Annotated in this window: 27 protein-coding genes and 1 riboswitch; of the genes, 19 read left to right on the top strand and 8 right to left on the bottom strand. The window is 37.5% G+C overall.

Going from position 1 to position 25,702, the window contains the following annotated elements; all coding sequences use genetic code 11:
• Positions 1–146: 146 nt before the first annotated feature.
• Complete coding sequence (locus ACFP65_RS05090; RefSeq protein ID WP_379916520.1) at positions 147–578, bottom strand: GNAT family N-acetyltransferase; 432 nt, start codon at positions 576–578, stop codon at positions 147–149.
• A 109-nt stretch (positions 579–687) separates the two neighbouring features.
• Between ACFP65_RS05090 and ACFP65_RS05085 the strand changes: the two genes are divergently transcribed.
• The 6 genes from ACFP65_RS05085 to ACFP65_RS05060 all read left to right on the top strand — a co-directional run bounded on the left by ACFP65_RS05085 (position 688) and on the right by ACFP65_RS05060 (position 7,537).
• Positions 688–1,191, top strand: coding sequence for a YcxB family protein (locus tag ACFP65_RS05085; RefSeq protein ID WP_379916518.1), 504 nt, complete (start codon positions 688–690; stop codon positions 1,189–1,191).
• Between the two features lie 819 nt (positions 1,192–2,010).
• Positions 2,011–2,868: a hypothetical protein gene (locus tag ACFP65_RS05080; protein WP_379916516.1), complete on the top strand. Its 858-nt coding sequence runs from the start codon at positions 2,011–2,013 to the stop codon at positions 2,866–2,868.
• A 126-nt stretch (positions 2,869–2,994) separates the two neighbouring features.
• Positions 2,995–3,516, top strand: coding sequence for a hypothetical protein (locus tag ACFP65_RS05075; protein ID WP_379916514.1), 522 nt, complete (start codon positions 2,995–2,997; stop codon positions 3,514–3,516).
• 679 nt (positions 3,517–4,195) lie between these two features.
• Positions 4,196–4,831 (top strand): ATP-binding cassette domain-containing protein, encoded by a 636-nt coding sequence (locus tag ACFP65_RS05070; RefSeq protein ID WP_379916512.1) that lies wholly within the window; start codon positions 4,196–4,198, stop codon positions 4,829–4,831.
• Between the two features lie 250 nt (positions 4,832–5,081).
• Positions 5,082–6,920, top strand: coding sequence for a pyruvate oxidase (gene spxB, locus ACFP65_RS05065; RefSeq protein WP_379916510.1), 1,839 nt, complete (start codon positions 5,082–5,084; stop codon positions 6,918–6,920).
• A gap of 188 nt (positions 6,921–7,108) precedes the next feature.
• Positions 7,109–7,537: an SRPBCC domain-containing protein gene (locus ACFP65_RS05060; RefSeq protein ID WP_379916508.1), complete on the top strand. Its 429-nt coding sequence runs from the start codon at positions 7,109–7,111 to the stop codon at positions 7,535–7,537.
• A gap of 85 nt (positions 7,538–7,622) precedes the next feature.
• Here the strand turns inward: ACFP65_RS05060 and msrA are convergent, their stop codons facing one another.
• Complete coding sequence (gene msrA / locus ACFP65_RS05055; protein WP_379916506.1) at positions 7,623–8,462, bottom strand: peptide-methionine (S)-S-oxide reductase MsrA; 840 nt, start codon at positions 8,460–8,462, stop codon at positions 7,623–7,625.
• A 167-nt stretch (positions 8,463–8,629) separates the two neighbouring features.
• Positions 8,630–8,719, top strand: a riboswitch (TPP riboswitch).
• Between the two features lie 89 nt (positions 8,720–8,808).
• Between msrA and thiW the strand changes: the two genes are divergently transcribed.
• The 7 genes from thiW (at position 8,809) to ACFP65_RS05020 (ending at position 15,991) form a co-directional block, all read left to right on the top strand.
• Positions 8,809–9,339, top strand: a complete 531-nt coding sequence (thiW, locus tag ACFP65_RS05050) for an energy coupling factor transporter S component ThiW (protein WP_379916504.1) — start codon at positions 8,809–8,811, stop codon at positions 9,337–9,339.
• The gene (locus tag ACFP65_RS05045; RefSeq protein ID WP_379916502.1) at positions 9,323–10,138 is read left to right on the top strand and encodes a hydroxyethylthiazole kinase; all 816 of its coding nucleotides are present in this window, start codon (positions 9,323–9,325) and stop codon (positions 10,136–10,138) included. Before thiW ends, ACFP65_RS05045 begins: the two co-directional genes overlap by 17 nt.
• A complete protein-coding gene (gene thiE, locus ACFP65_RS05040; protein ID WP_379916500.1) occupies positions 10,126–10,764 on the top strand; it encodes a thiamine phosphate synthase in 639 nt (212 codons plus the stop codon). The genes ACFP65_RS05045 and thiE overlap by 13 nt, the downstream gene beginning before the upstream one ends.
• 44 nt (positions 10,765–10,808) lie before the next feature.
• On the top strand, positions 10,809–11,477 hold the full coding sequence (gene tenA / locus ACFP65_RS05035; RefSeq protein WP_379916498.1) for a thiaminase II: 669 nt from the start codon (positions 10,809–10,811) through the stop codon (positions 11,475–11,477).
• Positions 11,478–11,690: 213 nt separating this feature from the next.
• A complete protein-coding gene (locus tag ACFP65_RS05030; protein WP_379916496.1) occupies positions 11,691–14,036 on the top strand; it encodes a cation-translocating P-type ATPase in 2,346 nt (781 codons plus the stop codon).
• 256 nt (positions 14,037–14,292) lie between these two features.
• The gene (locus tag ACFP65_RS05025; protein WP_379916494.1) at positions 14,293–15,228 is read left to right on the top strand and encodes an ABC transporter ATP-binding protein; all 936 of its coding nucleotides are present in this window, start codon (positions 14,293–14,295) and stop codon (positions 15,226–15,228) included.
• Positions 15,221–15,991 carry an ABC transporter permease gene (locus ACFP65_RS05020; RefSeq protein WP_379916492.1) on the top strand — a complete coding sequence of 257 codons (771 nt, stop codon included), beginning with the start codon at positions 15,221–15,223 and terminating at the stop codon, positions 15,989–15,991. The genes ACFP65_RS05025 and ACFP65_RS05020 overlap by 8 nt, the downstream gene beginning before the upstream one ends.
• Positions 15,992–16,065: 74 nt before the next feature.
• On the opposite strand, the gene ACFP65_RS05015 is transcribed toward ACFP65_RS05020, so the two are convergent.
• Entirely contained in the window at positions 16,066–17,637 is a 1,572-nt protein-coding gene (locus tag ACFP65_RS05015) for an Nramp family divalent metal transporter (RefSeq protein ID WP_379916490.1), read from the bottom strand.
• Between the two features lie 265 nt (positions 17,638–17,902).
• Between ACFP65_RS05015 and ACFP65_RS05010 the strand changes: the two genes are divergently transcribed.
• A complete protein-coding gene (locus ACFP65_RS05010; RefSeq protein ID WP_379916488.1) occupies positions 17,903–18,283 on the top strand; it encodes a VOC family protein in 381 nt (126 codons plus the stop codon).
• Positions 18,284–18,356: 73 nt separating this feature from the next.
• Here ACFP65_RS05010 and ACFP65_RS05005 read toward each other — a convergent pair whose 3' ends face one another.
• Positions 18,357–18,812: a VOC family protein gene (locus ACFP65_RS05005; protein WP_379916486.1), complete on the bottom strand. Its 456-nt coding sequence runs from the start codon at positions 18,810–18,812 to the stop codon at positions 18,357–18,359.
• A 77-nt stretch (positions 18,813–18,889) separates the two neighbouring features.
• Here ACFP65_RS05005 and ACFP65_RS05000 point away from each other — a divergent pair, with 77 nt between their 5' ends.
• The gene (locus tag ACFP65_RS05000) at positions 18,890–19,801 is read left to right on the top strand and encodes a helix-turn-helix transcriptional regulator (protein WP_379916484.1); all 912 of its coding nucleotides are present in this window, start codon (positions 18,890–18,892) and stop codon (positions 19,799–19,801) included.
• A 71-nt stretch (positions 19,802–19,872) separates the two neighbouring features.
• On the opposite strand, the gene ACFP65_RS04995 is transcribed toward ACFP65_RS05000, so the two are convergent.
• The 4 genes from ACFP65_RS04995 to treC form a co-directional block, all read right to left on the bottom strand.
• Positions 19,873–20,442, bottom strand: coding sequence for a YdeI/OmpD-associated family protein (locus ACFP65_RS04995; RefSeq protein WP_379916482.1), 570 nt, complete (start codon positions 20,440–20,442; stop codon positions 19,873–19,875).
• Between the two features lie 51 nt (positions 20,443–20,493).
• The gene (locus tag ACFP65_RS04990; RefSeq protein ID WP_379916481.1) at positions 20,494–21,144 is read right to left on the bottom strand and encodes a YczE/YyaS/YitT family protein; all 651 of its coding nucleotides are present in this window, start codon (positions 21,142–21,144) and stop codon (positions 20,494–20,496) included.
• A 135-nt stretch (positions 21,145–21,279) separates the two neighbouring features.
• Positions 21,280–21,855: a sugar O-acetyltransferase gene (locus ACFP65_RS04985; protein ID WP_379916480.1), complete on the bottom strand. Its 576-nt coding sequence runs from the start codon at positions 21,853–21,855 to the stop codon at positions 21,280–21,282.
• 117 nt (positions 21,856–21,972) lie between these two features.
• Positions 21,973–23,625, bottom strand: a complete 1,653-nt coding sequence (treC, locus tag ACFP65_RS04980; protein WP_379916521.1) for an alpha,alpha-phosphotrehalase — start codon at positions 23,623–23,625, stop codon at positions 21,973–21,975.
• Between the two features lie 245 nt (positions 23,626–23,870).
• On the opposite strand from treC, the gene ACFP65_RS04975 reads away from it, so the two are divergent.
• Genes ACFP65_RS04975 through ACFP65_RS04960 form a run of 4 tightly spaced genes read left to right on the top strand, consistent with a single transcriptional unit; the run spans position 23,871 to position 25,589 of the window.
• Positions 23,871–24,296, top strand: coding sequence for a MarR family transcriptional regulator (locus ACFP65_RS04975; protein WP_379916479.1), 426 nt, complete (start codon positions 23,871–23,873; stop codon positions 24,294–24,296).
• Positions 24,293–24,922: a nitroreductase family protein gene (locus ACFP65_RS04970; RefSeq protein ID WP_379916478.1), complete on the top strand. Its 630-nt coding sequence runs from the start codon at positions 24,293–24,295 to the stop codon at positions 24,920–24,922. The genes ACFP65_RS04975 and ACFP65_RS04970 overlap by 4 nt, the downstream gene beginning before the upstream one ends.
• Positions 24,923–24,938: 16 nt before the next feature.
• On the top strand, positions 24,939–25,226 hold the full coding sequence (locus tag ACFP65_RS04965; protein WP_379916477.1) for a putative quinol monooxygenase: 288 nt from the start codon (positions 24,939–24,941) through the stop codon (positions 25,224–25,226).
• Between the two features lie 3 nt (positions 25,227–25,229).
• The gene (locus ACFP65_RS04960) at positions 25,230–25,589 is read left to right on the top strand and encodes a DUF1304 domain-containing protein (protein WP_379916475.1); all 360 of its coding nucleotides are present in this window, start codon (positions 25,230–25,232) and stop codon (positions 25,587–25,589) included.
• The last annotated feature ends 113 nt before the right edge of the window (positions 25,590–25,702 follow it).

Below are 25,702 nucleotides of genomic sequence, written 5' to 3'. Positions count from 1 at the left end.
GTTTTGGTCGACTATTATTCTACAGGAGAACTCACTTGTTTTCTAATTTAAGCAAAGAAAAATAACGTTGGTGAATTCTCACCAACGTTATTTATTATAGAACCCTTTTTTTATATGGTATAAAGCTAAAATTTGTCAGTAACAGATCATCCTTTGAACCAGGTCATCACGTATTCTTCTTCAGAAGTTTGTTGGTCGATAGAGTGTTCTTTAATAGAGAAGTGATTTTTCAAATAGAAATCTACAGCATTCTGATTCTTTTTATAAACAGTTAACTGGATAAAATCTCTTTGATCTTTAACAAAATTGAGTAATGCTTTTCCATATCCCTCACCTTGAACATTCACATCGATAAATAGTGCAGCTAAATAATCGTCTACAAGAGAGACGAATCCTACGATACCATTCCCTTCAGATATGACATACGTTTCAGATGTCGGTAGATGCTTTTCTTTCATTACAGCCTGCTGTTTTCTCCAGTAGTCTGGTGCAATGAAATCATGAGAATCAATTGAAGCCGCGTACCATATATCTACTAGCTTACTTATTTCAGTTTGCTGAGGTTCTCTAATATGCATAAGATAATTAATGTCCTTTCTAGACTTAAATTAGATGCTCTATAAATAGTATAGCAAGTTAGGCAATGATTGAGTATACTAAAGAAAAAATACTGCGAGGTTAAAGACGATGATTGAATACGAGCTAACCGAAGAAGACTACATAAGCTTTAATTGGCATCATATGCAAAATTCTCCATCTCAAAAGAAACTCTTTAAGTTATTTGCTTTTATATTGCCGATTCTCCTTTTGCCAGGAGTTTATTTTCTTGGAACAAGGGTATTTAAACAATCATCTTTATATTGGGCAATAATGGGGGTAGGAGTTTATGTATTATGGATCTGTGTTTATCCTGCTCTCTATAAAAGAGCCGTTAAATCTCAAACTTTAAAGCTACTGAAAGAAGGAGATAATAGCTCACTCTATGGGAAAAGGAAGCTAAATCTTATGGAAGATCCACTGATTGTTATAGAAAAAGATATTACGTCATCACTACCCAAAAGTAGAATCAAAGAAATTAAAGAATATGATGACATGATTTTGCTTTATGTGGATGCCATTTCTGCATTTGTCATTCCTAAAAGAGAGTTAAGTGAAAAAGATATAAGTGATATACGTGCAATTCTAGATTAGCTTTTGGTACTATATTAAAATTGGTTATTTTCCTGTTTGAAGAAAAAGATATATATTAATGATACGGTTTTAAGAGAAAAAGTGCTACTTGAACTGAATAAGTAATATCCATAAAAAATATCTCGAGACACATACTTGCTGAATTTTTTCTTGCTAAACAAACTCTTTAACTAGATAGGGTGTCTTAAAAGGATAGAATTTAACAATATACTTAAATTGAGATAAAGTAAATTTTAAGTATTGAAAGCGTTAATAAAAAGTAAAGTTTTTAAAGAATATTGTTTTTATTATAATAAATTGTTATAGTCCGTCTAGATGATTATCCAATAATATAAAAGGGTTGCAATAAAACCGAAGAAACGTTTTATTAAATTAGTTTTAGAGGCAGTATTAGCTTTATTTGGAATTAATTCAGGAAAGACTTCAGTACAAGCTGCCAATTTTTCTGGTACTGCTGGATACACTTATAACAGAGTGTCAACTAGTGACAACAGATTTAGTAGACGTACTATTCCTGTTAATTGGAAAACCTCAAATTATCTTGATCACAAAATGTGGTTTGGAATATACCAAGATGGACAAAGAAAAGGACAAAAAAACTTTAGCTATAAACAGAATACAAGTGTATCAACAACGAACTTAACTTTACAGGCTGCAGGACATTTAGCAGCTCATAGAGAGCATTTGGGTAATCCGACAACTAAAGTTACTGGTTCTTGGACTCCTTAATCCAATAAAAATATAGTTTAGATTTGTTAAGCATAAGAGGTAGGGTGAGTAGATCATTCTGTCTCTTAATGTTTATGAAAGGAAAAAATTATGCTATTAACATACAAAAGGTTAAAGGTTTTTTTTGCAATAGCGATAGCAGTCTATATCGTTATGATAATATCAGTGCTTTCAGACAATTTTATTTTTACTTTTCAATACATAACTAATGAAGCTTATAGAGATTCATTAATTAATTCATATAATGGTTCACTTGATTTTTTCATTAAGAGTATTAGTGAAACAGAGTGGACTTTTGATTACTCAATAGTATTTGGAACATTTCTATTTCAGTTTTTAATTCCTTTCATAGGAGCGTTTACAGCGATTGATTTTTTGAAAAGACATAAAACGGTAAACATGTTTATATATAACAGAAAGGGTATTTATAAACCAATATTATGGAAAGAAGCTATTATTACCTCATTAATTTATTCCATGGCCTTTTTAATTAGCTTTATGATCTTTTGGTTATCGTGTATTCTTTTAATAGGATCTAATTTTGATGAAGGAATTACAAGACCACTTTTTGCAGATTGGTTTGGTGAGAGTTTTTACTCTGATCATGTTTATACGTATACTTTTATTGAAGGCTTCATTAAATTTTTCTATATGCCTTTTGTATATAATATATTTGGAATAGGGCTATCTTTACTAGGTGAAAAGAATAGTAAGTATTACACTGCGGGACCGCTTTTGTACTACTTTGGTTTAACTGTAGTAGGCTCGACTGCTATATCATTAAATTTAGAAATTGGTTACTATTTAAATCCTACTGTTCTCATGTCATTAGGAGATTTTTATACTATCAACTCGTTTTTGATTTTATTAATAAATTCTTTGCCTTTGATTCTTGGATTGATATTTATCTGGAGGGAAACTAGATATGGTGATTTTGAAATATCGTAAACATTTAATAAGTCTTATATTATTATTGACTATATTTTCTTTTGCATTTAGAGCCGTAGAACCGACTATTGGGGACATCTTTTCTGGATTTTACTTTATGTTTTTTTATTAGTGCTGTATGCGTTAATGAATAGTAATAAAAAAGATATGCTACTAACAGAATTATCTCGATTTGAATCACAAGGTAAATACTTCAATTGGAAATTGATTAAAATTGCTGAGAGTAGCATAATTGATTGTTTAGTTTTAATAATCGTTGGAAATATTCTGGTTCTTGTACAAGGAGGTAATGTTAACTTTATAGAATCTATGATGATACTGATATCTTATTTTAGTTTGATAACGGTGTATAGTTTTCTAATTATCTGGACTAAACTTTATTTTGGGACTTCTAAATGGATATTCACTATATTTTTTTTATTAGATGCATACAATATGATAAATATTGGTGCCAATCAGTACTTAAATCCGTTTGCGGGTATACATCAAAAATTTTCTTTTTATGAAGCGCCAACGTATTCTACATTGGCACCTGATCCAAACTATTATAGTGTTCAAAGTTTTATTGCATTTTTTGTTGCTATGATAACAATTACCATAGCTATCTTGTTGACAACTTCCTTCAAAACAAGAAAAGTAGAAATATGAGGAAGTATCTGATTTTCGAAGTTTTTATACTGTTGTTGTTTATGATTTATTTGAAAATTATAATTGAAGAGCCATTATATTTGGGAGATTACTTGTCCATAGTGGGTCTAGAAGTAAATACATTTGACCGATATTTAATATCAGCAATAAATCCAACGTACCTTTTTATGAGTCTAATTTTTTTAACGATTAATATATATATGGTGTTGGAAAAAAATGAGAATGTAAACTCTATGATGCAGATGGTTCTTTATAGAACAAATAAAAAAATCTACTTTATTAAACAATTTAAATTATTGATTTTATTATTATTTAAAACATTCAGTATATCTTATATTTTAATTGTTTCTATGGCTTTCGTTATGAATTCCTTTATTCTGGATTCTATTAAATTTTGGGATATAACAAATGGATTTATATGGATATTGAGAGTGATCATAGTGATATATATTTTATACTGTATAGTAGAGTTACATGCTAAAGAGAAAGAACTCTTGTTTTTAGAATTAATGGTAATTATTTTAGTTTTGGTGAATATAGAAATAATATTTAACCTACACTTATTAACTTATGTAACAAATATAGTAGTTAATTTAAAAAGTTTACTGGTTCTATTTCTTTTGTCCATTCCTACTGTAGGTTGTCTATTATATATAAACTTGAGAAAAGAGGATATTTTATGATTCATTTGGAAAATGTGAATAAAATGTTTAAAAGAGAGTACATACTAAAAGATATCAATGCTACTTTTCTATCAGGGAAAAAGACTTTAATAACTGGCGTTAATGGTTCTGGAAAAAGCGTGCTTTTAAAAATGGTAGTAGGATTTTCTAAACCTACAAGTGGGGCTATAACTGTTGACGAAAATCAACTAGGTAAAAAATATGATTTTATTCCGAATGCGGGCGTTTTTATCAATGCTCCTGATTTTATGAAATCGTGGTCAGGTATGGAAAATCTAACGTATTTAGCTTCTATTAAAAAAGTAGCTACTAAAGAAACGATTGCAAATCTTGCTGAAAAATTAGATTTAAGCAAAGATTTAGATAAAAAATATAAAACCTATTCATTAGGTATGAAGCAAAAGATGAGAATTATTCAAGCATTAATGGATGAACCTGAATTTCTAATATTAGACGAACCACTTGATGCATTGGATAAACAAAGTAGAAATAATGTGTTAACTCTATTGGACGAGTATATGACAAGCAATCCGAAAAGAACCTTAATTTTTACAAGCCATAATGATTCTATTGAAGAATTTGCTGACTGTATTTTTGAGATAGATAATTTTAGCCTACGTCAATTAGTATGAGCTCTTCCTTGTGTTACGCTTGTGAGGAAATAAGGTGGTATTACTATATTGATCACTATTTAAGAGAACCTTATCGTAAGGTTCTTTTTTTGTACCTTGAACTGTCAATCTAAATATAAGTAGTTAACATGCTCTCAGCCCGTAATCTTTGAATGATTGACTTAGTAGGTGTATCTTGAGAATGCATAAGCAAATGTTTGAGAAGATAAACTTAACCGGGAACATTAACTAGTAGGAGGATTAGCAAATCATGACTGAAAACAATGGGAAAATCGAAGCAGCCGTCGCAGCAATCAAGGTATTAGAAAGCTGGGGCGTCAAACAAATCTATGGATTACCGGCAGGGTCTTTGAACTCTTGGATGGATGCATTGAAACATGAAGAAACGAAGATGGACTTTGTTCAAGTGCGCCACGAAGAAGTCGGAGCGATCGCAGCATCCATGCAGGCGAAATTCAGTGGAGAGATCGGCGTAGTTTTTGGTTCAGGTGGACCTGGGGCAACGCATTTGATGAATGGTTTATATGATGCTAGAGAAGATGGCGTACCGATGTTAGCGATTATCGGTCAACGTGCAGAAAATGAAATCAATATGGATGCCTTTCAAGAAATGAATCATAATCCCCTATTTGCCGATGTGGCGATATATAATCGCCGGGTAGCATACGCGGAACAGTTACCGAAAGTGATTGATGAAGCGATTCGTACAGCGATTAGCCGTAAAGGTATAGCGGCTGTAGAAGTACCCGTAAGTTTCGGGTGGGTTGAAATGGATGATGAAGGCTGGTATTCATCTGCCAATGCTCGTCGTACACCAACGTATTCCATACCAGATGAAAAAGATATTGAAGATGCAGCTAAAATCTTGGAAAATGCAAAACGCCCGGTCATATATGCCGGAATCGGAACACGAGGAAATGGCGATGCAGTTATGGAACTCTCTCGCAAGTTGAAAGCACCAGTTGCCATCACGGGATTAAACTATGATAACTTCCCACATGACTTTGAAGCTTTACTGGGATCCGCAAACCGTGTTGCACGAAAACCAGCAGTAGAAGTATTTGAAGAAGCGGATGTCGTATTGTTTGCAGGAAGTAACTATCCTTTTACTGAGGTAACAGGTGTATTTGATCATATTGATAAGTTCATTCAAATCGATATTGATCCCTACAAACTAGGAAAAAGACATCCGGTCGATGTTGCTATTTTAGGAGATGCTGGAGCAGCCATTCGCTCAATCACAGATAAGATCTCTGAAAAACCAGAAAGTGCATGGTACCGTGCCAATATAAACAACGTTAAAAACTGGGCAGCCTATATTGATAAGCTTGAGAAGAAAACAGAAGGTAAATTACAGGTCTATCAGGCATACAACGCGATCAACAACGTGGCAGATGAAGATGCTATTTACTCTACAGATGTTGGGAATACCACTCAAACTTCCATTCGTCATTTGAAAATGACACCGAAAAATATGTGGAGAACGTCAGGCGTATTTGCAACGATGGGAAGTGGGCTTCCAGGGGCTATCGCAGCGAAGAAATCCTTCCCGAATAGACAAGTGTGGGATTTGACTGGTGACGGTGCCTTTGCGATGGTGCAGCATGACATTATCACAACCGTTCAACATAAATTACCCAGTATCCATGTTGTTTTCTCCAATGAAGAGTATGCCTTCATCAAAGCGGAACAAGAAGATACAAACCACTATTACTTTGGCGTGGATTTTCAATCTGTTGATTATGCTAAAATCGGTGAAGCGCAAGGTGCGGTTGGGTTTACCGTCAAAGAAATCAGCGAGTTAGAAGAAACGTTCCAAAAAGCGGTGGATCTGGAAAAATCTGGACGTACAGTAGTGATTGACGTCAAAATCAGTAATGATCGTCCGATACCGGTTGAACGTCTGAGACTAGATCCAAAACTTTATTCAGAAGAAGAAATCAACGAGTTCAAAGAACGCTATGAAGCACAAGATCTTATTCCTTTCGGTCAATTCCTAGAAGATGAAGGTTTAGAAGCTAGAGTGTACGAGCGTGGAGGAAAGTCGAAACAAGACGATTCAATCGTGAATACTGAAGACCAAATTTAAGGAGTATCTTTAAAGAACCTCATTCGTTGGGGTTCTTTTTCTATGGGGCGAATATATCGGTTAGGTATATGATGAGAGCAGTTGAAACGATAAAATACTCTGAAAATATCAGAAGAAAATAGATTGTTTAAACTAATCTTAAAGAGTACAATGATAAAAAAATCAACAGATAGAAAGGAAGATGAAAAGTGAACGAGAAACATCCGCAGCAAATAGTCATTAAGACAACGATAAATAGAAGTGTAGAGGATGTGTGGAAGAGCTGGACAAAACCTGAGCATATTATGAAGTGGAATCAGGCTTCAGAAGATTGGCATACGACTAAAGCAGATAATGATTTGCGAGTGGGCGGGCAGTTTCTTTCACGGATGGAAGCCAAAGATGGGAGTGCTGGATTCGACTTTGCCGGTATTTACGATGAAGTAGATCCCTACAAAACGATCGCATATACTTTAGAGGATAATCGAAAAGTGAACATTTTATTTAACGGAAACAATAACCAAACCGAAGTAGTAGAAACATTTGATGCAGAAAGTGAATATTCTCTTGAAATGCAAAAAGAGGGATGGCAATCTATTTTGGATCAGTTTAAAAATTATACTGAAGAAAAATTTTAAGTCTATCATACAAAAAAGTACTACATAAGAAAGTAATCTTTTGCAGTACTTTTTGTTTTGTAAAGACATGTTTAATCATTTTATTTCATTTTTGTTTATTGAATCCGTTAAGCTTAGCGTGTACTTTCCCACGCAGTCGCTGAAAAAACAAAAACTGACGGCGAGATTGTTCCATACTTTTATAGCGTTTACGATTCTTTTTATAGAACTGCTGGTGATAGTTTTCTGCAGGCCAAAAGGTACTGACTGGCTCAATTGAAGTAACGATTGGTTTTGTATATTTGTTCGAGTCGATTACACGCTGTTTGGATTCCATGACAATTTTGTGCTGTTCTTCATTTCGGTAGAATATAACCGGGCGATAACGTTCACCACGGTCTGCGAACTGACCATGTGCATCGGTAGGGTCTGTTAACTGCCAATAAAGTTCGACAAGGTCGGCATATTGTATGATACGTGTATCAAAAATGATTTCCACAGCTTCTACATGTCCTGTATAATCTCCGCTGACTTGGTCATAAGTAGGGTGATCGACGTGTCCGCCGGTATAGCCAGACAATACGGATAGAATGCCCTCTCGTGTCTCAAACGGTTCTACCATACACCAGAAACAACCACCCGCAAAAATGGCACTATCCTGGTTATTCTCATCGTCAATGGTGTGTCCATCTATATCAAATGAAGTTTTTATTTTTAAATTACCGGTGATTAAATTGTAAAAGTCCATTACGTCAGGTGTGAGATTACTTCTTAGCGCCAAAGGACGTAGATCGGCCTCAATTTTTGAAAGGTGACTCTCCACACTTCTTCCATCATCCAGGCGATCTTTTGTCTCTGACAGCAAAGAACGTTCCCAATCACGTGTCGCTGGATTAAGGATCAGGTTATAGAGATTCGCTAACAGTACTTCTTGATTCATGTTCATACGTATACCGCCTTTGAGTCCATTCGTTTAGTGAGGGATCGTTACCGTTAGTATACCGTAATTTTCTTGAAAATTAATTTAAAAAAGGTTAAATGGGCGAGAATCCTACAATTATTTATAAGCCTGTAGTCCCATCAAAAAAAGTATGCTATACTCTAATCAATTGAAAAGAACATTTGGGGTGCTATTTAGCTGAGATTATACCCATTGAACCTGATACAGTTAGGACTGGCGCAGGGAAATGTAGTTGTAGACGGATTTTATGCAATCGTTTTATTCTGATTGTATGACTCCGTCTGTCTCAGACCGCACTCCTTTTGCTTTTCGCAGAAAGGAGTTTTTTTACGTGGAAAAAAATCGAATCCACAGATTGACTTTACTAGCATTAATGATTGCACTAGACGTGGTGTTGTCACCATTGATGCGAATCGAAGGAATGGCGCCCATGTCTAGCGTCATGAATATTATTGCGGGTGTTTTACTTGGTCCGCTCTATGGAACGCTGATGGCGCTGATTTGCGGCCTGATCCGTATGTTACTTTTAGGTATTCCACCGCTTGCTTTAACGGGGGCTGTATTTGGGGCTTTCTTAGCGGGACTATTTTATAAATTCGGCCGGAATATGTACTGGTCGATGGCGGGTGAAATTATCGGAACAGGCATCATTGGTTCACTACTTTCTTATCCCGTGATGGTTTGGTTTACCGGTAGCCAACAAAGTTTGTACTGGTTTATTTACACGCCTAGATTTGTTGGGGCGACTTTGATTGGTTCTGTGATGGCATTTTTAGTACTAGTCAAATTAAAAGAAACGTCTACTTTCAAACGGACTCAAAAATTGTTTATGGGAGGTCCGCTTTATGGCGTTAAATCATGACCTTTCAACTCAGTTTCCATTAAAACAAGCTCCATTAGTACAATGTATTACCAATGAAATCACTTGTGAGTCTATGGCGAATGCGCTGCTTTACGTAGGGGCTAAACCGATTATGGCAGATGACCCGAGAGAGTTTAAACAACTCTTTACTCAAACGGATGCTTTGCTTTTGAATCTTGGCCATCTTTCAGAAAAACGTCAGATTAGTCTGCTGGAAGCAAGCCGTTATGCTAATGAAACGAAGAAGCCGACGGTTGTTGATTTAGTTGGTTACGGCGTTAGTGATATCCGTAATCAAGTGAGCCTTGCGCTAGTTGAAAATCATCCAACTGTCGTAAAAGGAAACACTTCAGAACTTAGAAACTTCTGTGAACTAACGAGCCACGGACGAGGTGTTGACGGAAACGAACTGGATCAGGGAGAAGAAAGCCTGAACGAATTGATTGACGCCCTGAAAGAGATGAGCCAATACTATCCTAACACAACTTTTCTAGCAACTGGACCGACAGATGTCGTCGTGTCGCTGGACCGTACTGTGATGCTTTCCAATGGTGTCGAGGAACTCGATCGATTCACAGGAACCGGTGATATTGTTGGAGCACTAATCGCGGTACTCTTAGGAGACGGTCAAAATTCATTCGATGCCGTAGTTGGCGCAGTCAGCTATTTTAACCTTTGTGGTGAAAAAGCTAAAACACAAAGCAAAGGATTAGCCGATTTCCGCTTTCAAACATTAAACCATCTATCACTGTTACTGAAAGAAAACTGGAACCAATCCGTGAAAGGATGGGAAAAATGAAAGAATTAACCCTTTACCTTGTAACTGGAAGATACGATTTTGACGAAGCATCCTTTTTAACTGTGATCAAAACCGCCTGTGAAAATGGCGTAACACTCGTGCAGCTGCGTGAAAAGGAAGCAACGACAAACGATTTTTATAGACTGGCTCAAAAAGTGAAAGACCTAACAGACCGTTTTGACGTTCCTTTGATCATCAACGATCGAGTCGATGTCTGCCTAGCGGTTGATGCTGCGGGTGTTCACATTGGTGACGATGAATTGCCAGTAGAAGTCGTTCGCAGACTGATTGGAAAAGATAAAATAATAGGTGTTTCTGCAAAAGATGTTGAACGCGCAAAAGAAGCAGAAAAAGCTGGCGCAGATTACTTAGGCGTTGGTGCAATCTATCCAACCAAGACAAAGAAAAATCCCCAGCGCACATCTATTGAGACGCTGAAAACAATTGTTTCATCCGTCAACATTCCGATCGTAGCGATTGGTGGACTCAAGGAAAATAATATTGATTCACTGCGTCACACAGGTATTGCCGGAGTCTCTGTTGTTACAGAATTGATGCTGGCCGAAGACGTCGCTCAGAAAACACAACGACTTAAAAAAGCGGTAGTAGAAATCATAGAGTCTTAATAAGAACGAATAGTTTAAATAGTATATCACTGGAGGAGAGTTTCATGTCTTTTACACTTAACGCCAAGAAAGCCGCTTCTGCCTCATGGGAAGGGAGTTTTAATCATCCTTTCATCACAGAATTGCAAGCGGGGACCTTGGATTCGGAAATTTTTCGTTATTACCTAATTCAAGATCATTATTACTTGAAGCATTTCAGCGAACTCTACGCACTGATTGCTGAGAAAACGACGCATCCAGCATTAAAAGCTTTACTCGTAGAAAATGCGGGAAATTTAGCATTAGGGGAAATTGCGATTCGAGAAACGTTTTTCTCTGAACTCGGTATCACAGACGAAGAAGTCCGTGCTACACCGATTGCACCAACTGCCTATCACTACGTATCACATATGTACCGACAACTGCTTGAAGGAACAATCAATAGTGCAGCTGCGAGTATGCTGCCATGCGCTTGGTTGTACCAAGAATTAGGAGATACATTGATCACCAAGCAGTCTTCTGTTCCAATCTATCAAAGATGGATCGAAACATATGCGGGCGTAGAAGCGCAAGAACATGTACAACTGGAAAGAGCGATTTTAGATGAACTGTATGAGGAGAGCCTACCTGAAGAACAAGCACAGATGATGGAAGCTTTTGTCCTCAGTAGCGAGTTGGAATATGCTTTTTGGGAAATGGCTTACCGAAAAGAACGATGGCAAAAAGACCAATAAATAACCAAGACAGCGATCCTTTTAACCATTAAAGGGTCGTTTTTTTGTACAAGCCTGTAGTGGAATCGGTATGATAGGTATACTTAAAGAAATTTAAAGAAACTTAAAGAAAGAGTGAACTCAGGCTTTAGTCTGAGGTTAAATAAAAAAGAATCGCGTATGCTATAAAAGGAACGGTGTTTACTAGTGTGATGTATATAAGGAGAAGATGGAATGGCTGAAAAAGCAGAATATGTAGGTTTGAGTTATGCAGAAGTAGAAACACGAAAAGTACGTGGAGAAAGCAATGAAGCCTTGCCGCCTATGACACGAAGTTTCAAACAAATCTTCTTAGAAAATAGCCTAACACTATTTAACTTCATTAACATAATTATCGCCGGATTCGTTATTTATACCGGGAGCTACAAGAACTTGCTCTTTCTTGGCGTCATCCTCGTCAATACGGCCGTAGGGGTCTTTCAAGAATTACGCGCAAAGAAAAATATCGACGAATTGACCTTGCTAAATCAAGCCAAAGCGACCGTTATTAGAAATGGCCAGCAAGAAGAGATCTTACAAGAAGAAATCGTGAAGAATGATTTGCTTGTCATCAAACGTGGACAACAGATTGTTGTGGATGGTATCGTGATTCAAACAAGCGGTATCGAGTGCGATGAGTCTCAATTAACAGGAGAAGTTGATCCAATATTGAAACAAACGGGAGATATGGTTTATTCAGGTAGTTTTGTAGTCAGTGGACAAGCCTTGATGGAAGCGACAAAAGTCGGGAGAGAAAGTTATAGCTCCAAACTAACATTGGAAGCGAAAGGTGAAAAAAGTATTTACAGCGAATTGCTACAGACGATGAAGAAAGTGATTCGGATTCTAACTTTTGGCATTATCCCAATAGGGACGGCACTTTTCATGTCCAGTCTACTCAGTGATATGTCTGTGAATCAAGCAATTCTAGGGTCGACTGCAGCAATGATCGGTATGATTCCCGAAGGGCTGATCTTGTTGACGACAGTAGCACTGGCGGTCGGTGTCATTCGCTTATCTCGGAAAAAAGTCTTGGTGAAGACAATGGGGTCTATTGAAACCTTGGCTCGAGTAGATATTTTGTGTCTGGATAAAACGGGTACGTTGACGAGCGGAGAGTTAAAAGTCATTCAGACCAACGTGACTGGTGGACGAACTGAAAAAGCATTCGAAGAGATGGTGGGTCGGTTCGCTCATGATTTGCAAGAAGACAACGCAACAGGGCTTGCTTTGATGGAATCATTCCCAAAAGTGGATGAAGCCTATCCTATTACAAAAACGATTCCCTTTTCTTCTGTTCGTAAATGGAGTGCCGTAGAGTATGATCAAAAAGGCACGGTTGTCATGGGCGCACCAGAATACTTATTTGATACCTTTACATCTGAACTGACAGAAAGTATGCGTCTAGCAACAACAAAAGGACTGCGCGTATTAGCAATTGCTTCAAGTGAAGCTTCGCTGATTGATCAAACGTTACCCAAAGGACTTAGACTTGAAGGAATTTTATTTTTGGAAGATGAGATTCGCGAGAATGCACCACAAACCTTACAGTATTTCAGAGAACAAGACGTTGAAATCTGCATCATTTCAGGAGATCATCCTCAAACCGTGGCCCAGATTGCAAAACGAGCAGGGGTGAAAGGTAGCGATCAGCTAATCGATATGAGTAAGGTAGAAGATACCGCTGATTATCAGTTATTAGTGCAGGAGAACCGCATATTTGGACGTGTTAGTCCGGAACAAAAACGTGCATTAGTAGAAGCCCTTCAGGCGAACGGAAGAACCGTTGGAATGACAGGCGACGGAGTCAATGATATTCTCGCGCTCAAAAAAGCAGATTGTAGTATTGTTATGGCAAACGGTAGCGATGCAACAAAAGGGATAGCCGATTTTGTTTTACTCGATTCTAATTTTGATTCCATGGTCGGTGTTGTTTTAGAAGGGCGTAAAGTCGTAAACAATATCCAGCGTGTGGCTTCTTTATATCTAACTAAAACGGTTTATTCAATCTTGTTGGCAGCACTGTTCATTTTTATCAGTTCACCTTACCCATTTCAACCGATTCAACTTAGTCCAATCAGTACCTTGACCGTAGGGATCCCGTCGTTTTTCTTAGCATTGAGACCGAATGTCTCACCTATTAAGGGGCGTTTTTTCCAGAATATTCTGGAGCCGGCCCTAGCTAGTGGATTAAGCGTCGTATTATTCGCATTGACGATTCTATTTTTCGGTACTCAGCTGAATTGGACCTATGAAGAGACTTCAACGATTACCGTCTGGATGACAGGAATTGTCTGCTTCGTTGTTCTTTATTGTATTTCTAAACCAAGCAACTGGAAAATTTTACTGATGATAGGTGCTCTCTTTGGAAATTTTTTGATTCTGTTTCTTTTCTTCGGAAGATTGTTTTCATTAGTCAGCTTATTCCAGTGGCATCTGGCACTGGTTTATATTCCGTTGATGTTCTTAGTCATTCCGTTATTCTATGGACTGAAACGAGTCATGCATCGACTACTCGGTAACCACAAACACGCAAATTAAGCTTGGAAACCAAGCTATTACCTGATAGGTACGTCTTGAGGACTTCTGAATTTGGAAGTCCTTTTTTTATACAAATTGTCTATTAGCAATGGCTATAATCGTTGCATATGAAAGAATTACGGACGAGTAAAACGGAAAGTTTAAAAATAGCTGTAAAAATTTACTTACTAAAAATGAGAAAACACCTTTTTTTTATTTTTTGTAAGTAAAACATGATAAAATAGAAAAATCACATCTATAAGGAGATCATGAGTAAATGACATACGCACTAGAAATAAAAGACTTGAAAAAAGTCTATGATACAGGCGTTGAAGCCTTACGTGGAATCGACCTGACAGTAGAAGAAGGAGACTTTTATGCCTTGTTAGGTCCTAATGGAGCCGGTAAATCAACGACAATCGGAATCATTACTTCACTAGTCAATAAGACCTCTGGAAAAGTGAACGTATTTGGTCATGACATCGATTCAGATCTAGTACGTGCCAAGCAACAGATTGGCCTTGTTCCGCAAGAATTCAACTTTAACCCTTTCGAAACGGTTCAACAGATTGTGGTGAACCAAGCTGGATATTACGGTGTTTCTCGTAAAGAAGCATTAGAACGAAGTGAAAAATACCTGAAGCAATCTGATTTATGGGAAAAACGCAATGTTCGTGCTCGTATGCTTTCAGGCGGGATGAAACGCAGATTGATGATTGCACGCGCATTGATGCACGAACCACGGTTACTAATTTTAGATGAACCCACTGCGGGCGTAGACATTGAATTGAGACGTGAAATGTGGACATTCTTGAGAGAATTGAATGAAAACGGCACAACGATCATCTTAACAACCCATTATCTAGAAGAAGCAGAGATGCTATGCCGTAATATTGGGATTATCCAGACAGGTGAGTTGATTGAGAATACGAGTATGAAGTCATTGCTGGCAAAACTTCAATTCGAAACTTTCATTTTTGACCTAGCGCCTTCTAATAATAAACCGGAAATCACAGGCTATCAAAGCCAGCTTGTGGACGAATCAACGCTAACGGTAGAAGTAGAACGAAATCAAGGCATTAATGAAATATTTGCGCAACTCAGTAAGCAAGGAATTAAGGTTCTGTCGATGCGTAATAAATCGAACCGACTAGAAGAACTATTCTTGAAAATTACCGACGAAAAAAATCAAGTGGAGGAAACCAATGTTTAATCTTTATTTTACAGCTTTGAAAAGTCTGGCAGTAAAAGAGACCAATCGTTATCTGCGTATCTGGATACAGACTTTAGTACCACCGGTTATTACGACATCCCTATACTTTGTTATTTTCGGGAATCTGATCGGCGACCGTATAGGGCAGATGGAAGGTTTCTCTTATATGGAATTTATTGTTCCTGGTCTGATCATGATGTCCATTATTACAAGCTCTTATTCAAATGTCTCTTCATCTTTCTTTTCGCAGAAATTTCAGAAGAATATCGAAGAAATCTTGATTGCACCCGTACCCACGCATGTTATCGTATGGGGGTTTTTAATTGGAGGACTGGGTAGAAGTATTCTAGTAGGCATACTGGTTACTATTATTTCGTTATTCTTTGTACCCCTACAAGTTTACTCTTGGTTGATTATCATCATTACTTTGTTTATGACTTCTACACTGTTTTCATTAGCAGGATTATTGAACGGGATTTTTGCCCAGTCATTTGATGATGTCTCAATTGTTCCGACATTCGTTTTACAACCACTAACTTATCTTGGTGGGGTATTTTACTCAATCTCTATGCTGCCGCCATTTTGGCAAGGTGTTTCAAAAGTGAATCCTATTGTTTATATGATTTCGGGATTCCGTTACGGGTTTTTGGGTGTAATAGATGTACCAATTATGTTATCTATGGGCATATTGGTTGGATTTGTTATCGTATTATACGCCATTTGCTGGTACCTGATTGAAAGAGGTCGCGGATTAAGAAGTTAAGCAAAAGAGAAAAGCTGGTTCAAGACAAACGGGTCTTGAACCAGCTTTTTAGCTTAGTTATAAAGAAAATCAAGTTAATGAGTAGAAAGTCTTTCGGCTGCAAGTCGCTGATTTCCCCTGTGGAGTTCAATAATTGTCCAAGCTAATAGAGCTAAGACAAGGATGATGATAGCGTAAGCAGTTATATCAGCCCATAGCATCGTAAAACCAGCAGTTGTTGCACCAAAGAATTCCTCGACCTGTCCAGGAAGACCGATTAGATCAAGTCCAGTCAAGGCAATCACAGAAAGCCAGCCAAATCCTTTGATAATCATTGAGTTTTTAAAGGTTTGTCCCATTTCGGCCTGACTGTCTGTCATCATAAGCAAAGGAATGATGGAAAATGGTAAGGCAAAAGCAAGGAAGACCTGCGAATTGTTCATCAAGTTATTCAAGGCTTCGTGTTCTTGTAGGGGTCCTTTACCACTTGTAAGGAGTACACAAATCAGTACAGGAAGAACAGAAAGTAAACGTGTTACGAGTCGTCTTAACCAGATAGGCATACGTAAGTGAATAAAGCCTTCCATAATCACTTGTCCAGTCAGGGTTCCGGTAATAGTGGAATTTTGCCCTGATGCAAGCAAGGCGACGGCAAATAAGGTGGACAATAGTCCAGACTTAGCAACCGCTATAAGAAAGCCATTGCTGAGCGTTGACGGATCTGATAATGCTTGATATAGACCGAAAAACGAAGGATCTTTAACCGTACCTGTTTTAAATACGGCAACACCCATAACTAGTAAAAGTGCATTAACAAAGAATGCTAGTGTTAATTGGATATTAGAGTCCCAAGTAGAAAACCGTACCGCTTCAGCAACATTTTTGGGATCATTGTGATCAATTTTACGTGTCTGTGATACAGCAGAATGAAGATAAAGATTATGTGGCATAACCGTAGCGCCAATGATTCCGAGCGATCCAGTCAAAGGTGTTTGACCACCAATAGCTGGACTGGATGCAAAAGTTTGTGTGGTAGGAATGAACCCTTCAAGTAAAGCGCCCCAAGAAGGGTTCGATAAAGCCACTTGATAAACAAAAACGAAAAGAATGACAAAAATCAGACTGACGACAAGGGCTTCAATTTTTCTGAAGCCAACTTTTGTTAGTAAAAGTAGCAGTAGCACATCAAATACTGTAATAAATACAGCAATGACTAATGGAATATTGAACAGAAGGTATAAAGCGATAGCTGCCCCGATAACTTCAGCAATATCAGTAGCCATGATGGCAAGTTCGGTTAAAATCCAGAGAATAATTCCAAGCTTCTTGCTCGTACGAGCTCGAATCGCCTGAGCAAGATCCATTTGGGTAACAATACCTAGTTTAGCCGCCATGTATTGAAGTAGCATAGCAATCAGGCTTGACATCAGTATTACAGACATCAACATGTATTGAAAATTTTGACCACCTGTAATAGAAGTGGACCAGTTTCCCGGATCCATGTAACCAACTGCAACTAATGCTCCAGGACCGGAATAAGCAAGTAAGGTTCTCCAGAATCCTTTCCCTTTAGGAACAGCGACTGTTCCATTGACCTCTTCGAGTGACAGACCACTGGAGGCATGAAGTAACGGCTGATTTTTTGAGTAATGGTTTTTTTTAGTCATAAAGAGCACCTCTTTGTTTGATTCATCTATAGCTTACTCCTAATTAAGCTAAAGCGAAAGTTTTTTTAAGGTTAACCTAAAAAATCTAATAAAGTATTGTATGATAAAGCTTTCAAGCCTCTGTTTCTGTTATTTTATTTTATAATTTAAATAAAAAGTAGTTCGAAAGGACTGTTTATTATAGTATAAATGGATCGCGTTTGATTTATACTAAATACAGAATAGAGTTGTTGAAAAGTAACAGAAAGACAGAGGAGACAAAATGATGAGAATAGAACACCTAGCACTTTGGACCAAAGATCTAGAAGCCATGAAAGTTTTCTATGAGACGTACTTCAAAGCGACAAGTGGGTCGCGTTACCATAACCAAAAAACAGGGTTTACTTCTTATTTTTTATCATTTGATTCAGGAGCTAGACTGGAAATCATGCATAAAGAGGGAATGACCAAGACTCAATCTGAATCCACAGGATATGCACATTTAGCCTTTGCAGTAGGAACAGAGAAAGCAGTAGATTCCTTAACAGACCAGCTTATAAAAGATGGATTTTCACTGCTGAATGGTCCAAGGGTAACGGGAGACGGCTACTATGAATCGGTGATTGCAGATCCTGAGGGAAACTTGATTGAACTCACAACAGACTAGTCAAGCTCAATAAAACATAGCACAGTGTCTCTTAAATTAATGAGGTACTGTGCTATGTTATTTAACATGACTTTTAAGCGTCGAAGCTATTCAGAAATTTACTGGCATCACCATTGAATTTCCACGTTACCCCAAATGGATCGATCAGCATACCGAAACTACTAGACCAAGGCATTGTAGCAAGTGGCATAATCACTGTTCCACCTTCAGATAAATTCGCGAAAAGCTGCTCATTTACTGTAGGTTCTCCATCTATAACACTAATCAAAATATGATTACCTTGTCTAACGGCACCGGTGATTGCTTGCATGGACGGTAGGACATCCGAAAGCATCAAGGTACTTCCAGAGAATTCGATGCGTGCCTCCATGATCATTTCTTGTTCAGCTTCCGATAAAGGATAATTTGGGTCTTGTCCAAAAGCGCCAAATCGAACTTCCGTCACATCAGTTGCTTGTAAAGCTTTTTCGTAAAACGATAGAGCAGCTGCAGCATTTCCATCAAATTGAAGATAAGCAATAGTTTTCATTTTTGTTCCCTCCTTTTAATAATTGAAGTATACTTGGGCATAGGTGACAGCATTATGTCGTATATAGGAGGGTAGTAGTGAAAAAAATTGAGCGATTAATTTCCATGGTGATGATTCTACTGCAAAAAGAAAAAGTTTCCGCTAAGGAATTCAGCGAATTATTCAACGTTACTAAACGAACCATACAAAGAGATATTGAAACACTTGGTTACGCAAATATCCCTATCTATGCTGAACTCGGAGCCGCTGGTGGCTATGCTTTGATGGAAGAATATAAGTTCGACAAGCGACTCTTGACGCATGAAGATATTGAAAATATGTTAATCGCACTGAGTGGATTTGAAGAACTGATTGCTGACCGACAGATTCAGGCAACCATCCAAAAAATTAAAGGGATGATGGCAATGACTGTCTCACCAAAATTAGCTTTGTCATTTTATCAGTGGGTTGGTAGAAATGAAATGCAAGAAGAGGTTTCGCTGATCAATGAAGCCATTCAGCATAACTGGCTACTGAAACTAACCTATATTGACCGAGAAGGACATAAATCTCAACGTGTTGTAGAACCCTATAGAATGCAGTTAAACGAATTACATTGGTATTTAGTAGCTTATAGCTTGGAAAGAGAAGCGTACAGAACCTTTAAATTAACAAGAATTCTTTCTATTGAAAAAGCAGGGTACTTTACATCTAGAACAGAGCCCACGTATGAAAAGCAGCTTACAAAGAAGATCGAGCAAAAAGTGACGGAAGTACAGTTATCTATAGCACTCGAAGTCAGAGACCAGTTTGTTGAACGATATGGAAAAAGAGTAATCGGCGAAGTGGAAAACGGAAAGTGTATGGCTAGTATCCCATTGCCAGAGAATCGATATGCTTTTCAATTTCTAACAGGATTTGGAAATAAAATCAAAGTGCTCGGACCAGAAGAATTTAGACAGCAGTATATCCTTTTTTTGAAACAAGCATTGGATGTGTATGAAACTTAACAAAACAAGCTCTGCTCAGTGTTTGAGTAAAGCTTGTTTTTGATATGCGGACCTGTTTCATTTAAGACGAATCATTCTTCTAGCAACCGACCGTTGTCATTCCACTGACCATAGAGTTTGTTTTCTCGAGTCTGTGAAAGGAATTTTTCCAAGCGTCTATGAAAAAGATCTGGTTGAGATTTATAACTTTGAATTGTGTCGATTCGAACTCTTCTATATAATTCTGGAAAATTCAAATAATTCTGATATAAATTAGGGTCAGCCTTTAGCAGCTGTTCAATTTTCGGATCAACTTTAAAAGTATTTGGATCCATTTCCGGTAACACCCGTCGACCGCTATTGGTCATCAATTCAAGACGCTCTAATCTTCGGACGCGCTCCTTGTTCAATTCTGTCCAATGGCTCCCTTTTTTTCTAGGAGAGAGTCTTTGAACAAGCGTACCGTCAGGTAATTTCTTTTTTACACTATCAATCCAACCAAAACAAAGTGCTTCTTCAACAGCGTCCAGATATTGAATATGACCAGCTTGTTTTTTTATAGTAACGTCCACCCAACAGAAGGGTTCAGTTTCTGAATGAGCTTCCAGCCAACTTCTTAAAGCTGCTCTTGAAGTTACAGAAAGATGATTTTTAATGTCCATTTTACGTTCTCCTCTCCGCTTACACATTAAGCGTATGAACGCTGTATCGATTTAGTGGCGAGCGACTTCATTCTTAGACTGCTCAATAAGTGGTGTAAACAGTTTGATAAAAACGCCCAGTAAAGGAGCAAACAAGAGCATCCCAATCACCGTACCTTCTCTAGCCGTCATGGGAATCTCTAGGGAGAAGGCAAGAATGATAGTGAGAAGAACCGCGAGTATATCGGCAGCTTGCCGAAGTATAGAGAAACGATAGCCGGTTTTCTGTGCCAAGGCCATACAAAAGGCTTCTAAAGGGAAAGTGACGATATTTAAAACCATAACAACACTGACCGCTAGTGATGCCAATACTGTACCAAGGAGAAAAATGACCAAGGTAACCGCATAGTTTGGCAGTACAAAACTAGCCAAAAGCGTATAATAAAAGTAGTTAATCAATAACCCAATAAGGATACTGACAGGAATCTGTAGTAACTGTCTCAATGGGAAATGCTTTTTCAAAAGTAGAATTTGTCCAAGTACGCATAGAATGTTCAGTATCATTCCAACTGTTCCCACTCGAATCATAGATAGATGAGAAAGAGATTGAGCAATCGCGTCCCAAGCTGCTAGACCGATTGCGGCTTTGATGGTCATTGAAGCGGATAATGCCAGAAGTATCATTGATAGCATCATGATGCTCACTCTTTTAATCTGTTGCACGCGCTCGTCTCCTATACTAACTTTTCTCTATTACGCATTATAAAATACTGGATCAGCTTTGGTTAAATAAAATTTAAAAACGAAGTCATCAGAAAATCCTTTACGGATCTTTGAAAACCAAGAATTAAGGACGGGTTAAGGATTAACTTTATCCGCTTCAGTAATCGGGCGAATCACTTTACAAGGATTCCCGGCAGCGATAACATTTGCGGGCATATCTTTAGTTACGACACTACCGGCACCAATAATGGTATTTTCTCCAATGGATACACCACCTGTGATGGATACCGAGCCACATAGCCAGACATTATCACCAATTGTGATCGGTAATGTTTGTTCGAGCCCAGCTTTGCGTTCTTCTGGATCAAAAGCGTGGTTGGGTGTATATAGACTGACATTAGGACCAAATAAAACATCATTCCCAATGGTCACTTTAGCACAGTCAAGGATCGTACAGTTCGTATTAGAATAAAAATTATCTCCAATATACATATTTCCACCATACTCACAGGTAAAAGGAGACTCTATCCACGAGTTTTCTCCAATGTTAGGAATTAGCTTCTCAACAAAGGCTCTACGTTCTTCTCTTTTGGTTGGATTGATCTGATTGAATTCAAAGATAAGGTTTCTGGTTACTTCTCGTTCTTCTATTAAAGAAGCATCCCAAGTATCGTAGAATTCTTGATTAAGCATTTTTTCTTTTTCAGTCATTATGATTCTCCTTTAGTTAAGTGAATTTAAACCCCTTACATTATAATCATAACAAGAAATGAAAGCTTACAAAAGGTAAATCTTAGATTAGATACTCTGTAAGCTTTCATTCCTAAGTTATTTTAAGATAAACGCAATTGTTTCAAATGGTTTGAGTTCAATAACGTCTTCTAATGGACGCTTTTCATAATTTCCAATCAAATGCGTTGCTTTTTTCCCGCGAAGATATTCTGGAATTTCAAAAGTAGCGGTTTCTTCATAGAAGAGATTCATTACAAGCAGAGATTCATCCTCGTACTCACGAACATAGGCGTAAATAGAATCATGGTCCAATTTCAATGTTTGATAGGAACCTTCTTGAATAATAGGGAGTTGTTTTCTTAATTTGATCAGCTGCTTGTAGTAATCACGAACTTTATGACTAAAAGATTCGTTCTTTGTGTTAATTTCATGATAATTCTCAGAAAGTTTCAGCCAGGGCGTTCCGTCTGTAAAGCCAGCGTTAAGAGTTTCATCCCATTGCATAGGTATACGCGGAAGATCTCTAGATTTTTCACCAATAATTGCCAGTGCCTCGTCAGGAGAAGTGCCACTTTTGATTAATTGCTTGTAGGCGTTATGCGTTTCAACATCCGAGTAATCATCGATACTTTCGTAAGAAGGATTAGTCATCCCGATTTCCTCACCTTGATAAATATAAGGCGTCCCTCTTAATAGATGAATTGTCTGTGCTAGTAGAGTGGCCGTTTCATAAGGATAATTCTCTGGATCTCCAAAACGATCATTTGCACGTGGCTGATCATGATTGTTCCAGAACACAGCGTTCCAGCCATTACCTTCAGACATACCAACCTGCCATTCGTCTAGAATGTTTTTCAACGCTTTGAAGTCATAAGGGCTAGTCGTCCATTTTTCGCCATCTTTATAATCCACTTTTAAATGGTGGAAACTAAAAATCATCGATAATTCATTACGATCCGGGTTAGAATACTGGACACCGTTTGGTACAGTTGTAGAACTCATTTCACCAACTGTTAAGATATCATCGTATTTTCCAAAAGTGTTTTCGTTCAATTCGTGAATATAGTCATGAACGATTGGTGTATCCGTATAGTGTGATTTTCCAACGCCATCTTCGGCATCTTTCAACTCTACATCTTTTCCAATCACATTCAAAACATCAAAACGGAAGCCTTTGACTCCTTTTTCAAGCCAGAAATTGACTACTTTATATAGTTCCTCCCGAACTTCAGGATTTCTCCAGTCCAGATCAGCCTGTGTAACGTCAAATAGATGCAGATAATACTGATCCGTATCGCCAAATTTTGACCAGGAAGGACCACCGAACTTGGATTCCCAGTTGGTTGGTAAAGAACCATCTTCTTGAGCCTCACGCAAAATAAAGAAGTCCTGATACTTTTTTTCACCAGCAAGCGCTCGTTGGAACCACTCATGTTCTGTAGAACAATGATTGAGTACCATATCCAGCATCAAAGAAATCCCATGTTTTTGGGCTTCAGCGACTAACTGATCAAAATCTTCCCATGTTCCAAAAAGAGGATCAATTGACGTATAATCAGAAACATCATATCCATTGTCATTTTGTGGAGATTTATAAAAAGGATTCAACCATATCATATCCACGCCCAAATCCGCAACATAGGGTAATTTTTCAATGATTCCTTTAAGATCTCCATAACCGTTACCAGTAGTATCCTTATAAGACTTAGGATAAATCTGATAAATCACTTTATCATGAAATGCGTTCAATTTATCACTACCTTTCAATTCGTCATACAATTTAGTCGAAGAAGCATATAGATTAGATAAAAGAATCTCTATCATCTCTTAAACTTGTATATACAAGTTTACTATAACCTACTCATGAATGCCAGTCTCACCAAATAATATAGAAAATTTACTTATTTTTAGAAAGTAGTTTACAAAAACGATTATTTGATTTATCATTGACTAGTCAACAGTTGATGAGTCAAGTATAGGGAAGGAGGGCGTACGTGGATCTTAGGGGATTTAGTAAACTACTGTACCAAATAAAAATCGCAAATCAGGAATTAACTTCCAAGTTTGAAAAAGAAACTGGTTTCAGTCTAACTCGATATGAATTGATGATGTTTCTTAAAGAAACAGGGAAATGCTCACAAAAAAAGATACAGTGTGAATTGTGTATAGATAGTGCTGCTGTTACGAGACATTTAAAAATTCTAGAAGAAAACGGGTACGTAAGTCGAGAACGAAACGCGGAAAATAATCGAGAAGTTTTCGTTGAGATTACGGAAAAAGCAAAATCGGATCTTGCTAGTTGTGAAGAAAAGCACGATACGTCACAGAATTCCTTGTGCCATTCACTCAGTCAAGAAGAAGAAGAACAGCTAGGAGAACTGCTTCAAAAATTAATCAAAAAAGAAGAGGGTTTAGAATGACAATGAACAACGATTTTTCAGATATTACTTATAACAGGAGATCCATTCGAGTTTACGATGAGAATGTTAAAATACCTCATGAAGAAATGCTTGAGATGATTCAGAAATCAACCATTGCCCCATCGTCTGTGAATATGCAGCCTTGGCGTTTTGTAGTCGTTGAGAGCGATGAAGAAAAAGCAAAATTGAAACCACTGATCCGTTTCAACACCAGACAAAATGATACATCTTCAGCAATGGTCCTCATTTTTGGAGACATGGAATGTTATGAGTATGGAGAAGAAATTTATAATCAAGCAGTAGCTGAAGGGAAAATGTCTCCAGAAGTCAGAGATGAGCAACTAGCTGCGATTATTCCTTATTACAAAAACTTCACTAGAGCAGAAATGAACGATGTCGTGAAAATCGATTCAAGTTTAGCAGCGATGCAGTTTATGCTTGTAGCGCGTGCTTATGGATACGATACAAACCCAATCGGTGGATTTGAAGCAGACCAATTAGCGGAAGCATTTGGTTTGAACAAAGACCGCTATGTACCTGTTATGATTTTGTCTATTGGTAAAGCAGTAGAAACAGGCTATAATTCTATTCGTTTAGATGCAAAAGAATTCACTACTTTTAAATAAGAGAGGACAATCGTTTATGAAAGTTATTAACGCACAGTTTTTTATTAAAGAAGATAAACGCGAAGAGTTTCTAGAAGACACGAAAGCGTTGATCAAAGAAACAAGAAAAGAAGAAGGATGTATTGAATACCACCTTTACGAATCAGTTGAAGAAAAAAATACCTTTATCATGGTAGAAATCTGGGCTGATCAAGCAGCAATCGAAATTCATAACCAAAGCCCGCTACTACACCAATTATTCGACAAAGTTGGAGACTTCAGTGCAAAAGCACCCGTTTTAAAAGTTTCTGAGTTAGAAGGCTAGTCAATGTCCATACTTTCTATTGTACTGACAACAGTCGTTGCACTTGAGTTTTTCTATATTTTTTATATTCAAACTCTTACCACGACATCTAGCACAACCAGCCGGATATTTAATATAGATCACAGCGAACTCAAACAGAAATCAATGAATACGTTACTCAAAAATCAAGGCGTATATAATGGATTGATTGGTTTAGGATTGCTGTACAGCATATTTTTTGCAACAGCCTCTCTTGAGATGACAAGATTTATACTCATCTACATCATACTCGTAGCTTTGTATGGTAGTATCACAAGTAGTAAAAAAATCATTTTAACACAAGGTGGACCAGCCATCATCGCCTTAATTACTACCCTATTTTAAGTGACTTATAAAAAGAGGCTGGGACAAAAGTCCCAGTTAAATAATAAGATCCACCGGGAAATCTACTTGAGATTTTCCAGTGGATCTTATTTGTTTATGTAAGCAAAAGGAGC

Source organism: Marinilactibacillus sp. GCM10026970, from assembly GCF_042660675.1.
GTDB lineage: Bacteria > Bacillota > Bacilli > Lactobacillales > Carnobacteriaceae_A > Marinilactibacillus.
The sequence above is the reverse complement of the archived record's forward strand: the minus strand, read 5'-3'. Positions and strand labels throughout refer to the sequence as shown.

Bases quoted from the DNA above. Each gene is read 5' to 3' on its own strand.
- ACFP65_RS04995 (WP_379916482.1), bottom strand. From the start codon at position 20,442: ATGGACATTAAAAATCATCTTTCTGTAACTTCAAGAGCAGCTTTAAGA.
- ACFP65_RS05010 (WP_379916488.1), top strand. From the start codon at position 17,903: ATGAGAATAGAACACCTAGCACTTTGGACCAAAGATCTAGAAGCCATG.
- ACFP65_RS04960 (WP_379916475.1), top strand. From the start codon at position 25,230: ATGTCCATACTTTCTATTGTACTGACAACAGTCGTTGCACTTGAGTTT.
- thiE (WP_379916500.1), top strand. From the start codon at position 10,126: ATGGGAAAAATGAAAGAATTAACCCTTTACCTTGTAACTGGAAGATAC.
- ACFP65_RS05085 (WP_379916518.1), top strand. From the start codon at position 688: ATGATTGAATACGAGCTAACCGAAGAAGACTACATAAGCTTTAATTGG.
- ACFP65_RS05015 (WP_379916490.1), bottom strand. From the start codon at position 17,637: ATGACTAAAAAAAACCATTACTCAAAAAATCAGCCGTTACTTCATGCC.
- ACFP65_RS04985 (WP_379916480.1), bottom strand. From the start codon at position 21,855: ATGACTGAAAAAGAAAAAATGCTTAATCAAGAATTCTACGATACTTGG.
- ACFP65_RS05030 (WP_379916496.1), top strand. From the start codon at position 11,691: ATGGCTGAAAAAGCAGAATATGTAGGTTTGAGTTATGCAGAAGTAGAA.
- ACFP65_RS05045 (WP_379916502.1), top strand. From the start codon at position 9,323: ATGGCGTTAAATCATGACCTTTCAACTCAGTTTCCATTAAAACAAGCT.
- ACFP65_RS05075 (WP_379916514.1), top strand. From the start codon at position 2,995: ATGAATAGTAATAAAAAAGATATGCTACTAACAGAATTATCTCGATTT.
- ACFP65_RS04970 (WP_379916478.1), top strand. From the start codon at position 24,293: ATGACAATGAACAACGATTTTTCAGATATTACTTATAACAGGAGATCC.
- spxB (WP_379916510.1), top strand. From the start codon at position 5,082: ATGACTGAAAACAATGGGAAAATCGAAGCAGCCGTCGCAGCAATCAAG.
- ACFP65_RS04965 (WP_379916477.1), top strand. From the start codon at position 24,939: ATGAAAGTTATTAACGCACAGTTTTTTATTAAAGAAGATAAACGCGAA.
- tenA (WP_379916498.1), top strand. From the start codon at position 10,809: ATGTCTTTTACACTTAACGCCAAGAAAGCCGCTTCTGCCTCATGGGAA.
- msrA (WP_379916506.1), bottom strand. From the start codon at position 8,462: ATGAACATGAATCAAGAAGTACTGTTAGCGAATCTCTATAACCTGATC.
- ACFP65_RS05005 (WP_379916486.1), bottom strand. From the start codon at position 18,812: ATGAAAACTATTGCTTATCTTCAATTTGATGGAAATGCTGCAGCTGCT.
- ACFP65_RS05025 (WP_379916494.1), top strand. From the start codon at position 14,293: ATGACATACGCACTAGAAATAAAAGACTTGAAAAAAGTCTATGATACA.
- ACFP65_RS05020 (WP_379916492.1), top strand. From the start codon at position 15,221: ATGTTTAATCTTTATTTTACAGCTTTGAAAAGTCTGGCAGTAAAAGAG.
- ACFP65_RS05080 (WP_379916516.1), top strand. From the start codon at position 2,011: ATGCTATTAACATACAAAAGGTTAAAGGTTTTTTTTGCAATAGCGATA.
- ACFP65_RS05090 (WP_379916520.1), bottom strand. From the start codon at position 578: ATGCATATTAGAGAACCTCAGCAAACTGAAATAAGTAAGCTAGTAGAT.
- ACFP65_RS05070 (WP_379916512.1), top strand. From the start codon at position 4,196: ATGATTCATTTGGAAAATGTGAATAAAATGTTTAAAAGAGAGTACATA.